The 13,528-nt window shown below is 50.9% G+C and carries 10 protein-coding genes; all 10 read right to left on the minus strand.

What is annotated here, in order from left to right; translation table 11 throughout:
- Positions 1-11: 11 nt before the first annotated feature.
- Positions 12-770: an ABC transporter ATP-binding protein gene (locus BMY16_RS12070; protein WP_091843050.1), complete on the minus strand. Its 759-nt coding sequence runs from the start codon at positions 768-770 to the stop codon at positions 12-14.
- 4 nt (positions 771-774) lie between these two features.
- Positions 775-1,995, minus strand: coding sequence for an efflux RND transporter periplasmic adaptor subunit (locus BMY16_RS12075; RefSeq protein ID WP_091842790.1), 1,221 nt, complete (start codon positions 1,993-1,995; stop codon positions 775-777).
- A gap of 23 nt (positions 1,996-2,018) precedes the next feature.
- Positions 2,019-3,356, minus strand: a complete 1,338-nt coding sequence (locus BMY16_RS12080; protein ID WP_091842791.1) for a TolC family protein — start codon at positions 3,354-3,356, stop codon at positions 2,019-2,021.
- A gap of 220 nt (positions 3,357-3,576) precedes the next feature.
- A complete protein-coding gene (locus BMY16_RS12085; protein ID WP_139207218.1) occupies positions 3,577-4,338 on the minus strand; it encodes a hypothetical protein in 762 nt (253 codons plus the stop codon).
- A gap of 162 nt (positions 4,339-4,500) precedes the next feature.
- Positions 4,501-4,803 carry an STAS domain-containing protein gene (locus tag BMY16_RS12090; RefSeq protein WP_091842794.1) on the minus strand — a complete coding sequence of 101 codons (303 nt, stop codon included), beginning with the start codon at positions 4,801-4,803 and terminating at the stop codon, positions 4,501-4,503.
- Positions 4,804-4,834: 31 nt separating this feature from the next.
- The gene (locus BMY16_RS12095) at positions 4,835-7,201 is read right to left on the minus strand and encodes a SpoIIE family protein phosphatase (protein WP_091842796.1); all 2,367 of its coding nucleotides are present in this window, start codon (positions 7,199-7,201) and stop codon (positions 4,835-4,837) included.
- Positions 7,202-7,205: 4 nt separating this feature from the next.
- Positions 7,206-8,072 (minus strand): ABC transporter substrate-binding protein, encoded by an 867-nt coding sequence (locus BMY16_RS12100; protein ID WP_244513053.1) that lies wholly within the window; start codon positions 8,070-8,072, stop codon positions 7,206-7,208.
- 74 nt (positions 8,073-8,146) lie between these two features.
- A complete protein-coding gene (locus tag BMY16_RS12105) occupies positions 8,147-8,917 on the minus strand; it encodes a M15 family metallopeptidase (protein WP_091842799.1) in 771 nt (256 codons plus the stop codon).
- 25 nt (positions 8,918-8,942) lie between these two features.
- Complete coding sequence (locus BMY16_RS12110) at positions 8,943-10,361, minus strand: TolC family protein (RefSeq protein ID WP_091842800.1); 1,419 nt, start codon at positions 10,359-10,361, stop codon at positions 8,943-8,945.
- A gap of 13 nt (positions 10,362-10,374) precedes the next feature.
- On the minus strand, positions 10,375-13,527 hold the full coding sequence (locus tag BMY16_RS12115; RefSeq protein ID WP_091842801.1) for an efflux RND transporter permease subunit: 3,153 nt from the start codon (positions 13,525-13,527) through the stop codon (positions 10,375-10,377).
- Position 13,528 lies beyond the last annotated feature (1 nt).

Here is a 13,528-nt window from a genome sequence, read left to right on the forward strand (position 1 = left end):
ATACTCAATTCTCAATCATCCTGTGGTACTGGCAACTTGGCGAGAGCCTCGGCTGCTGACTTGATGTTGGTATTGATAGAATCCTCACGGATTTTACCGTCGCGCAGGTTGATGTTACGGCTGGCATACTCCGCAATCTCCGGATTATGGGTCACAAAGATGATCGTGTTTCCCTGCTTATACAACTCCTGAAACAGCACGAGCATCTCAAACGATGTATGGGTATCAAGGTTACCCGTGGCCTCATCTGCAAGCAACACGGCAGGATCATTCACCAGCGCACGGGCAATGGCCACACGCTGCATCTGGCCACCCGACATCTGGTTCGACTTATGATACATTCTATCGCCCAAGCCTACTGCCTGCAGGGCCTTGATAGCCTTCTCACGGCGCTCTGAAGCTGAGATCTCCGAGTTATACATCAGTGGCAACTCCACATTCTCCAGAGCAGTGGTCTTCGCCAGCAGGTTGTAGTTCTGGAACACAAAGCCAATCTTACGATTTCTCAGACGGGCACGTTGCGACTTCGACATCGTACGTACAGAGATGCCGTCGAGGAAGTACTCACCGCTGGTGGGAGTGTCAAGACAGCCCAGTTGGTTCAGTAACGTCGACTTTCCCGATCCCGAGGTTCCTTGGATGGTGACAAACTCCCCCTCGTAAATCTTGAACGAGACACCCCTCAGGGCCTTCACCGTCTCAGAGCCCACCTGGAAGTAACGCTTCACATTCTGCAGCTCAATGACGACTTTCCTATTGTCCTCTGCCATAGTCTTATCTTCTTTGTGGGGCACCACCACCCTGGCTGGTTTGTCCTCCTCTGTTATTATTGTTTCCTCTCGGACGCGGCATGAAGGGATTGCCACCCTGCTGGGCCTGCTCAGGCATACCGCCCGAGATATTGAAGTCGGTAAGCACCTCCGTACCGGCCTCAATACCACCTGTAATTTCCGTCATGATGCCGTTGCTGGTGCCTATCTCCACCTTGTGAGCCTTAAATACAGGACCTTCCTTCGTCCACACCTTATGGTCGCCCTCACAATCCTCGATGGTTTCACCCTTCTTCAGGAAAGCATCGTTGGGCTGGAAGCGCAGCGCCTTGGCGGGCACGGCCAGCACATTGTTCTTCTCCATCGTGTAGATGGTCACGTTAGCCGTCAGACCGGGCTTCAGCTTCAGGTCGTTGTTGGGAGCCGAGATTACCACCTCATAGGTCACCACATTACTTTCAGTGGTTGCCTGCTGGCGCACCTGTGTCACCTGTCCCTCAAAATGGTCGTCTGGGAAAGCATCCACGGTAAAACTAACGCGCTGCCCCTCCTTCACGCCACCTATGTCAGCCTCGTCGATATCAGCAATCACACGCATGTTTGTCAGGTCCTGGGCTATCACGAAAAGCTCAGGGGTGTTAAACGAGGCGGCAACCGTCTGACCCTCCTCTACAGCCTTCGAGAGAATCACACCGTCGATAGGCGACGTGATGGTGGCGTAGCCGAGGTTGGTTTGGGCCTTCTGCACACTCTCACGCGAGGTGTTCACCTGCTCCTTGGCCTTTAGGTAAGAGAGTTGGGCACTCTCAAACTCGTCGGCACTCACCAGCCCCTTGTCATACAGCGTCTTATACCTGTTGAAGTTTGACAACTCGTAGGCAGCCGAACTCTGTGCACTACTCAGGTTGGCCTTTGCTGTATTCAACTCACTGATCAGGTTCGTACGGTCGAGTTCTGCAATAACCTGTCCCTTTTTCACCACCGAGTTATAGTCTACATAGAGTTTCGAGACGATACCCGACACCTGTGTACCGACGGTCACACTCGTCACAGGCTCGATGGTACCCGTCGCCGTGATACTCGTCTGGATATTCCGGTTCTCCACCTTGGCGGTATCAAACGACACCTTTTCTTCTTTCTTTCCGCCTCTCAGCAGGAAGAATGCGATGATGAGCACGGCCACTACGCCAATGCCTATCCAACCTTTCTTTCCAATCTTCTTCATATCTTCTTTTACTTTTTTACCTTTTACTTTATCTCCCCACTTTGATAAAATTCGAGCATCTGCTGGTTATACAGTGCCAGATACTTCGACTGCAACTGGTTCTGCTGGGCCGAGAGCAAGTTATCCTTGCCCGTCATCAGCTCCACGATATTCTTCAGTCCTAGACGAAACTGTTCTGAGAGCAGGTCATAGCTCTGCTGGGCACTCTCGACGCTGCTCTTTGCAGCCTGATACTTCTGTTGGTTAGTCCAGGCATTCAGCCAGTACTGCTGGATATCAGAGTAGAGTGTCTTCTGCTGGTCCTGCAGATTAAGCTGTGCCTGCAACTGACTGATCTTCGCCTTATTCACAGCAGTCTTCGTAGACCGTCCGTCGTAGATGGGCATCGTCACGCCAACACCCAGTGATGTATTTACATTACTCTTTATCTGCGACCCCCAGTCCGTACCACTCAGCGAATTAGTCGAGGTGGTGATGCCACCCGTCAGGTTTACGCTGGGCATCCAGCCGGCCTTCGCTATCGATACGCTCACGTCGCTGCTCTTAATGGCCAACTGCAGACGTTCTATCTCCGGACGGCTCAGTAGGGCCTGCTCATACACTATCTGCATCTCTGGGATCTGTGCCAGCACCTGGTCGTCACCAATCTCAGGAATAGCGACATCAAACTGCTCATTGTCCGTAATCTCCAACAACTGTTTCAACTGCAGCTTGTAGTTCATCAACTGACTCTTAGCCTCCACGATCGAGTATTCGTCGTTGGCTCGCTGAGCCGAGAGCTGAGCCAAGTCTGCCTTCGACATCTTTCCCACGTTTACCATCTCCTGTCCGCGTTCCTCGTTCTTCAGGCTCGTTTCCAGCATCTGCTCATTCACCTTCACATTCTCTGCCAGATAGAGTATCTGGGAATATATCTGTGCGATGCGCTCTTGGATGGAGTTAGCCGTCTCCTGTGCCTGAAGCTCAGCCTGTTCCTCAGAGAACTGGTCGAGCTTCACGGTGTTGATATTACGGTTGCCGTTCCACACAGTCCACTGTCCGCTCAAAGAGTAGGAACCGTTATACGAGGTTTTGTCCACCTTCGTGTTCACCGTTCCGTTCGTTACATACGCCATCCCTGTATCCTTCCATGGCTGGTAGCCCAGACTCTGGTTGGTCGAGGCGCTCAAGGTGGGCAGCAGGGCTGCCTTCGCTCCTTTCAAATCTTCAGTGGCGCTCTCCTTCTGCAGTTTCGACTTTTGGAGGGTGATATTATTTGCCATCGCATAATCGATACAGTCTTGCAAGGTCCACTGCTTCTGTGCCATTGCCACTGACCCTGTCAACAGCATGACACTGATGAATAATAAAGCCTTTCTCATCTCATTTCAATGGTTATACATTTCATTTCGGCTACAAAGATACACACTTTATCGGTAATTACCAAACAAAATCGAAAAGAGTTTCCAGTTAGTAGACTTTTATAACCAATTCTTCGACAAAATTCTTAATTGTTAACATTTTGTTAAATAAAAAGAGAGCAGTGAGACCATTCCCACCGCTCTCTTTATATATAATAATGTGATGTCTATCCTAAAGACCTTACTTACACTTAATGTCCTTAAACTGCCAACTGCTGGAGGGTTCAATCAGATCGAACTCTGTGGCATTATCAGGAAGTGGAGGGAAGATGAGCACGAAGCGTAACTTCTGGTAAGGCCAGGGGATATAGGTCCAGGCGGGAGCCAATGTAATGTTCTCAACGCCAACCAGAGTGAGTTTCCCGCCCTTGTTGCCCTTGATGTAGGTAGCCCCCTTGATACGACCGGCATCATTGGCATAAATGCCTTCCGTCTCCATTTCCAGGCGCGTCTCCTTGTCAGAACAGGCTACGCGTACTATCTTAGTACTCGTTTCTTTTTTATTCACATACACGGGGTTTTCGCGCATATAGCGATAGCCGGAATAGTCGGGCAGGATGGTCTTGGCATTGTTTAGCACGCCGGGACCGTCATCCTCACGACCAGCCTTCACATAAAGGCCATTGATCTTTCGAGTAATCTGTCGCTGGTCGGTATAGCCATACTTACAGTTCAGCTTGGCGGCCTCCTCATATTTCTCGAGAGCGTCCTCCCACTTCTCATTCTGCTCAAAGTCCTTGGCCTCGGTCATGGCGTCCTTGAAAGTCTGTTCATACTGCGCCTTCTCCTGAGCCTTAATCTCCATCGCCTTTTTGCGCTCTGCCGATTCAATACTCTCATTAAGCACGCCCAAAACACCGCTGATGGCCGTGCTAGTATGGATTCTGTCCCACTGTGCCTGTACCGGCATCACCGTCGTCAAGCCCATTATGAATAAACACAAACTCTTCTTCATCATCAAATAGTTATATTAACTCGGCAAAGATACGAATAAACAAGCAAAACACCAAATTAAATTGGTTATTTTTTGTTTATTACTAGACCTCATGTCCTAAAGGCAAAACAATCCCCCCGGAGCAGAGCTTCAGGGGATTGTTTTGGCGGTTTACTTAAATTTGAAGATATTGATGAAGCCTGTCATGGCAAAGACAGCACGTACATCGTCGTTAATACCTTTAATATAGACATCACTGCCTTTGTTCTCTGCATTCTTCAGAATGCCCAGAAAGATACGCAGGCCACCGGAGGAAATGTATTGCAGGTCGGTGCAATCGAGAATAATGTCTTTTCCCTCACAGTCTTTAAGGGGGGCCAAAGCCTGTTCTGTCTCGGGTACGGCAGCAGTGTCGAGGCTACCTGCCAGAAAGGCAACCATGTTGCCATCTTGCTCTTGAATTGTTGTCTTCATCGTCTTTTTACTAATTTATTATTATACTATATTACTTTTTCACCTTCTGATACTTCTTAATCAGCGTCAACACATTGAATTCGCCAATACGTCTGTATTGGACGTCATCCATGATTTGACGCACCAGATGGATACCAAGCCCTCCGATAGGCCGATCCTTCGCCGAGAGCGTCGTATCGATCTCCGGCGTGGTGGTGGGATCGAAGGGGATGCCAGTGTCGCGGATGATGAACTGTAACTGTTCATCATCCGCCTGAACCTCCACAGTTAACTCACCACGAGTGCCGGCAGGATAGGCATAATCCATCACGTTAACCACAGCCTCCTCGACCGCGAGCTGCACCTGTGCGGTGACATCGAGAGGGGCATCTAAAGAATTGCACATGTCGGAGACGAAGGTATTCAGCCGCGGCACCTCCTGTGTATCGTTGGGAAGTACGATACTGTTTTGCTTTTTAATGTATTGTATAGCCATCATAGTCAAATCGTCACTTTGTTCAGCACCGCCTACAAACTGACCGACAGCTTCGGTCATGAGGTCGATTAACTGATGAGGTTCTTGTTGATGTTCGGCATGGGCCTTGACAGCCACGTCGTTGACGCTCTCCATCCGGAATTGTTCTTTAGTAGCATTCATGGCCTCTGTCAATCCGTCGGTGAAGAGGAAAATGGTGGTGCCTGTAAAGATCTGGGTCTCCTGCAACGTGTATTGCCAAGAAGGATGGAATCCTACGGGGATGTTTGCGTTGCATGTCAGGAAGCCTACGCCAGCGCCTATGAGCAATGGCGCATCATGACCGGCGTTGCAGTAATACAAGTGGCCCATACGCAAATCGAGAACGCCGACGAAAAGGGTCACGAACATGTTGGTATCATTCATCTCGGCCATCGTTTTGTTGATGGTAGAGACAATGCGGTCTGGCATAGTTTCTGTGGCCGACACGGTACGGAAGATGCTACGGGTGACCGCCATGTAGAGCGAGGCAGGAACACCTTTGCCCGATACGTCACCGATGCAGAAGTAGAGTTTCTCATCGCGGAAGAAGAAGTCGAACAAGTCACCACCCACCTCCTTGGCAGGAACCAGCGAGGCATAAATCTGCACGTCGTCACGATCGGGATAGGTGGGGAAATTCGTGGGAAGCATACCCATCTGAATACCGCTCGCGATGTGGATATCGCGCTCTATAGATGCCTTCTGGGCAGTGGTATCCCTAAGTTCGCCGATGTATTTCACGAGCGACTGCTGCATATTGCCGAACGAGTTACTCAGCTGACCGATCTCATCGACACGATTGAAATTGGGCAACTCGGCATCAAACTGTCCTGAAGCTATAGTCTCAGCCTCATGGGCCAGACGCCGAAGAGGACTGAGTTCACGGGTGATAATACGGATAAAGAAGAAGAGCATCAGCAGCAGACCAACGAAGACGATGGCCATGACAGTGCGCCGCAGACGGTCGAAGCCACCGAAGATATCCGTCTCAGGACAAACGATGGCCATGCTACAGCCCGTCTGACCAAGCGGTTTGTAGAAGACGTAGCAGTTCTCGCCATTCAAGCTCATACGCTTCATACCCTGCTCGCCACGCTGCATGGCATAACCTAGGGAAGAGAGAGCCGTATCGGGTTGTTCGATGGTCTGGGTAAAGATGGTCTGACGGGTGATCTTTGCCGTATCAGGATGTACGAAATAGGTACCGCCCCGGCCAATCATGATACTGTAAGAATGGGGATAAAGCTTGACGGCCGAGATAGTCTGGGAGAGCCAGTTCAGGGAGAGGCTTGTGTTAACAACACCGATTACCTGACCATTACGGTCTTTGACAGACTGACAGTAACTGGTAACCATCTCGCTGGTATTGGTTTGCACATCATAGTCCATATAAGGTTCCGTCCAGCACGGGTGGTCAAGAAGTATAGGCATAAGATACCAGTCAGCGAAGAAATACTGGTAAGAGTCATTGCCACCCTGTATGGTACGAATAGAGTCACCATCGCACTTGGAATAGGCCGAGAAGTAACGTCCCCGGTCCTTGAAATAGTTAGGTTCAAAGGCAATGGAGCAGTTGTAGAAATCAGGGTTGTTCAGTAGGATACCACGGCTATAGACAAACATCGAGTCGGCATTCTCGGGATGACGCTTTACGAGCCACAAGGTCATCTTATTTGCCACCTCGACACGGTTCAAGATACCCTCAACACGTAGTGATGTCTTGTCCAGAATCTGCGTGGCACGATTGACGGCCTCCTGACGCACAGTCTCACGCGACTGATAGAACAGGAATCCGAGGGCTGCAATGAATACGACAGCAGCAAAAAAGACCACCCACAGACTAACCCTGACAGAGAGCTTGCGGCGGATATAGGTGATTATGTTTCTGAAACTCGTCATCATGATTCTACGGCATTAATGATTCATATGTCACCTCCTGACCAAGCATCATGTTCTTCACCATGAGACGACTGGCCAGCTTTACCATATCCGGGCGCAACCGGAACTCACGTTTCTTAGAATCGCGATCCACCTGCAAGCGGAGCACCTCCTTGAGCATCAGCCTCTGCATTACACGGTTGGTTGCGATATGTTCACGGTCAACATACTTCATCACGATGTCCAGTGTCTCCTCGGGATGCGCGGCAGCCCACTCCCACCCTTTCTTGCTGGCTCGAGCAAAGCGCTGCGCCTGTTCCTTGTGACCGTTGTAGTAGTCGCGGGTCATATAAACGCCATCTTCCTGTACGTTGTAGCCATGGTCACAGAAACGATAGACATTCTTATCGGTCATTTTGATGCCTGCCTGCACCAGTTGATAGAATTCGTTATAACTCATGGCAAGCGTCGCATCAAGGGCACCGGAAACGAACAGGTTGACATTCTGGGCAAAACGCACCCACTCGTAGTCCAGGTGGTCCATGATACTCATGCAGATGGCCAACTGGCCGAAGCCCACACTCCAGATGCCCACACGTGCCCCTTTCTGCGTCAGCGGGTCCATATCACGGTAAGAGACGATTACCATGGCATTATTCATGGATGTCTGAAGGATGTTCACCAATGGGATGCCCTCATCAACAATCTCCAAGGCCTGACAAACCTGTAGCGTGGTGGCCTGACACAAATTCTTACGCAGTCGCGTCATAGCCGGCTGTGTAGACGATGGGTGTTCGATGCGCACCTTCACACCCGCCTCACGGTAGAAACCTTTTGTCTCAGCCACATAGTAGCCCGCAAACTGTGCCTGTGCCGTCCACTGTGGCGTAAACACAATAGTATCATTTTGTGCAGCTGCCGTCTGTAACAGCAACGCCCCCAAAATTAATAGGTATAAAGCTCGTTTTATCATTTGATCTGCTTGACTGGGAAGGTGAAGTAAGTCTCAGGGAAGGGTTCATTCTCAAGAGTGAAATGCCACCACTTAGTAGCGAGGGGCTTGAAACCATGACGGAGCATGGCCTGGCGCAGGATCATACGATTATTAAACTGCTTAGCAGTGATTTTACGTCTCTTCGGTGATTTTGAGTTGTTGCCCGTATACTCGCCCGTCTCAGGATTGCCGCAAAAGTCGGGATGACTCTCAGGGCCAAACCAGTCAAAGGTACCACCCATATCCAGTTCCTTTTCAGTAGTCATATCAAAAAGGGTCAGGTCAACAGTGGAACCACGGGTGTGACTACTCTTTGACTTAATATACTCCTGATCGAAGAGCGCACTCTTGTCGAGGTCGGGATAGAAGTAGGTCTTCATCAGTGTATCAGAGATATTGGCTGCCCAACTCATGAAATGGTCAACGCCACTTTGTGGACGATAGGCATCGTAGATCTTCAACCGATAGCCCAGAGCCTTCACATCGTCACTCACAGCCCTCAGACTGTCGGCAGCCTCCCTCGTGAGCAGGGCCGTAGGCTGTTGATAACCATCAATTCGGGTGCCTACAAAGTTGTAAGTGCCATAATAACGTATCTCCAAGATGGCATCAGGCACGGCATCGGTGATGGTCACAAACTGGGCCGTCTCATCGTTTGGCTTTTCCGAGCGGCGGAACGTCATCACGCATAAGCCGCAGATGAGGAGGATGATGACGGTGAACAACCAAATCCTTATTCTTTTCATATCTATTATTTATTGTCGACGAACGCTACTTCGTACCACCTCCGAGGGCAATGTAGAGGGCGATGACAGCTTGGGCGCCTCGGTACATATTAGAAGCCTCGCCAAGCTGGGCCGTGAGCAGGCTCTCCTGAGCAGTGAGCACTTCAAGGTAACTGGCCTTGCCATTGTCCATCAACTCATGGGTGCCAGTGTAAGCTTCATGAAGCACTTCCACCTGACGATGGTAGTAGGCATGCTTCTCACGAGCGCCCACGCAATCGGCTATTGCCTCGTTCACCTCGTTACCTGCATTGATGACGGTCTGCACATATCGCTTCTGCAGGTCTTCCTCGGTGAGTTTGGAGATCTTATAGTTAGCACTGATCTTGCCTTGGGCAAAGATGGGCTGTGTGAGCGAACCGACAAGATTGAGGAATAGCTTGGCGGGATTAATCTCGACACCTGCATTATTGGTCCATCCACCAGTACCTGTGAGGTTGATGCTGGGGAAGAAAGCAGCCCTCGCAGCCTGCGTGTTGTAGAAGGCCTCTTCCATGGCGTGGTTGGCCATACGAATGTCGGGACGACACTCAAGCATCGATGCGGGCACGCCTACTTTCAGGAAATTTATATCGAACATGCGCTGGCCAGTTTCCCCCTGTGCCTCTGGATGATGGAGGTCAGCACTGCCCCAACCGGAGCGGGCAATATGCTGTGGCGTAACTGACAGCAGCTTACAGATAGCATTCTCAGTAGCACGGATGCTACGACGGGTATCAACAATCTGGGTCTTCACATTCAGATACGACGACTCCATTTGATTGACGGCTGTCGAATAAGCCTTACCATTCTCCCATAGGGCCTTCTGGGTCTCGAGTGAGGTATTCCAGAGACTATCGGTCTGGGTAAGGATTTCCAACTGACGGTCGAGCAACTGAAGCATAAAATACTGCTGGGCTGTGACAGAGACAAGGTTGGCACGCACCACTTCCTCTTGCATCTGAGCTTGTAGGAGGACGGCCTTAGCTGCCCGTTTTTTATTGGTAATAGAGCCAAACACGTCAACATCCAGCGACAACTGCAACGGTAGCGAATAGGTCTTCGAGAAGGCACTGTTGTCAAAGCTGGCCAGCGTACCCTGGGGGGCCAGATAGAGCGATGGCAGGTAGGCAAGCTTAGCAGCCGTAAGGGCTGCCTGACTCTTCTCGATGGCAATGCGTGCAGAGTTGAGGTCGGTGTTGTTGGCCAACACCTGCTCAATGAGCTGCTGCAGTTGTGGATCGGTGAAGAACTCACGCCATGACATCTGGGCCAACGACGTCTCGCCTATGACGGCTTTTACATCCTCGGACGTGCCAAAGACCTCAGCAGGCGCCTCTGTTTTTTGTTCGTACTTGTTATACAGACCACAGCCTGTGAGCATGAGACACACGGCTACGACTGTGATGATATTCTTATATGTCATAATTTCTAAACTCTTAATTCTTAACTTCTACCTCTTTCCTTCCCTGGAACCGCTCATGCAGTTTCTGGAATACGATAAAGAAGGCGGGTACGACGAAGAGCAGGGCAATGGTGCCGATGCTCATGCCGCCGATGACACCGAGGGCAAGGGCCCGGTTACCATTGGCACCGGCACCACCAGCAATCACCAGAGGTATCATACCGATAATCATTGTGGCCACCGTCATCAAGATGGGGCGCAGACGCTCCTTACAAGCCTCAAAGGCAGCATCGCGGATGCTCAAGCCCTGGGCACGGCGTTCAGTGGCAAACTCAGTAATCAGGATGGCCGTCTTAGCCAACAAGCCTATCAGCATGATGACACCCGTCTGCAGATAAATGTTGTTGTCCATGCCTGGGAAGCCTATCAGGCTGCCGAGGTAGGCAAACACAAAGGCGCCCATCAGTCCGAAAGGTACGCTGAACAGTACGGCCCACGGTGTGAACCATGAGTTGTAGAGTGAAGCCAAGATGAGGTAAATCAGGATGGCGCAGATGACATAGATGAGGGCTGTGGCATTGGAGTTGGCAGTTTCTTCCAACTCGCGAGACATACCGCTATATTCATAGGTGGCAGTATTGGGCATCTCTTCCTTGAACACCTCGGCGATAACCCTGTGGACGTCGCCCTCGGTGAAACCGCTACCGGGCGTCACATAGCAAGTGATGCTCTGGAGTAAGTTGAAGTGCTCGATGTTGGCCGGGCCGACAATCTCCTTGAGACTGACAAACTCAGAGATGGGTGCCATCTTACCGTTACCAACCTGAACGAAGATATTGTGCAACGACTGGGGGTCGAGACGGTATTCGGGCGAAGCGGCAGCCATGATGCGATAGACCTTACCAAACTGGTTGAAGTTACCGATATATGCGCCACCGCAGAAAGCACCCAACGTGTTGAGCACATCGGCAGGTGATACACCAGCACGGTCACACTGAGCGGCATCAACATTCACCTGATACTTGGGGAATCGCTCCGAATAGGTGGTCATGGCGGAAGCTACTTCTGGTCGCTCAGTAAGCTTAGATAGGAAATGCTCGGTATGCTTGGCAAATTCCGATAGGTTCCCGTCGGTGGGGTCCTCGACAATCAGGGAAATGTCGTTACTCGAACCGTAGCCGGGAATTTGAGGCATCTGGAAGGGTAATACCCTCAGATTTTTGATGTCCATACAGTCGTAGTAGAAACGGCCAATGACGAGGTCGATTAGGTGGTTCATACCTGGACGATCATCCCAGTTCTTCAGACGCACAACCATCGTGGCAAAATTGGAACCGGCACCCGACAGCATACCATAACCACAGGTGATTGAGAAGCTCTCCAACTCAGGAATCTTCTTGACTTTCTCTTCCACCTTTTTCACCATCTCACGTGTCTGCTTCAATGTGGTACCCTCCGGAGCCTGAACTTCTGCCAGGAACACGCCTTGGTCCTCCTGAGGCACAAGGCCTGAAGGCAGACTCTTCATAAAGAACACGAGCAGCACGGCGGCCAATGCCAGCAGACTCCAGGCCAGGACGGGGCGCTTGATGAACTTCTGTACACTCTTGCTATATTTATTGTAGATGGCGTTGTAACTTACCGTGTAAGCTTTCTTCGTATAATAGGTCAATCCCTTGCCTTCCGTTTTGCCTTCTGTGACACGCATCATGATGGCACAAAGGGCAGGACACAGCGTCAGGGCCGATACACACGACAAGCCAACAGACGAAGCAATCGTCACACCGAACTGGGTAAAGAATGTGCCGGAAGTACCAGGCATGAACATCACAGGCACGAACACGGCCATAAACACCAGCGTACACGAGACGACGGCTACCGATACCTCGTTCATGGCTTGGCGAGTGGCCTCGCGGGCATCGCTGATGCCACCCTCCATCTTAGCCATAACGGCCTCTACCACCACAATGGCATCGTCAACCACCGTACCAATGGCCAGCACCAGGGCGAAGAGCGTCAGGATGTTGAGCGAGAAACCTGCCAGCGAGACGACAGCGAAGGTGCCCAGTAACGATACGATAATCGAGATAGAGGGAATAATTGTAGCCTTGAGGTTCTGCAGGAAGATGAACACTACAAGCACTACGAGTATGATGGCGATAACGAGCGTCTCCACTACATTGTGGATGGCTGCGAACAGGAAGTCGTCAGAGGTCATCATGGTCACGAACTCCAGACCGGCAGGCATTGTCTTCTTCGCTTCCTCAAACATCTTGTTGATGCTGGCGTTCACCTGAGTGGCATTGGCTCCCGGCGCAGCAAACACCATAAAGAGGGCACCCGGACGGTCCTGAATGTTCGACGTGAAGTTGTAGCTCATGGCACCGATCTCCACCTCAGCCACGTCGCTCAGGTGCAGCATGCCACCTCCACTGGTGCGCAGCACGATGTCTTTGAACTCATCCTCCGTCTTCAGCGTTCCCTTATACTGCATGTTGTACTGATAGGAGTTACCCGACTGTTCGCCTAAGGAACCCACAGCGGCCACAAAGCTCTGTCCACCGATGGCAGCAAAGATGTCGTTAGGAGTAAGATCATACTGGGCCATCACATCGGGCTTCAGCCATATACGCAGGGCATAGGTATTACCCAGACTCAGCACGTTACCTACACCGGTGATACGCATCAAGCGCGGCTTGATGTTGATATCTACGTAGTTCGACACGAAGTCTTCGTCGTATTTGCCGTCAGCACTCTTCACAGCAAAAATCTGCAGGATGTTGTTCTGACGTTTCTCTACCTTTACACCAACCTTGGTGACATCGGCAGGCAACAGGGCCAGTGCCCCGCTCACGCGGTTCTGCACGTTTACCGCCGCCAAGTCGGCATCGGTACCCTGCTTGAAATATACGTTGATCTCCACATCACCGTTCGACGAGGCCTTTGAGGTAATATAGGTCATATCGGTCACACCGTTGATAGCCTCTTCAAGGGGCTGGATAACCGACTTCATCACCGTATTCTCGTCAGCACCGGAGTAGCTGGTAGAGACCGACACCGTAGGCGGTGCAATATCCGGGTATTGTTCAACTGGCAGTGTGCTCATCGAGATGTAACCCACCAGCGCAATCACAATCGAGATGGCACATGCCATCACATATTTATTAATAAATATATTATTCTTCATA

Origin of the sequence: Prevotella sp. ne3005, assembly GCF_900110085.1 — a bacterium.
GTDB lineage: Bacteria > Bacteroidota > Bacteroidia > Bacteroidales > Bacteroidaceae > Prevotella.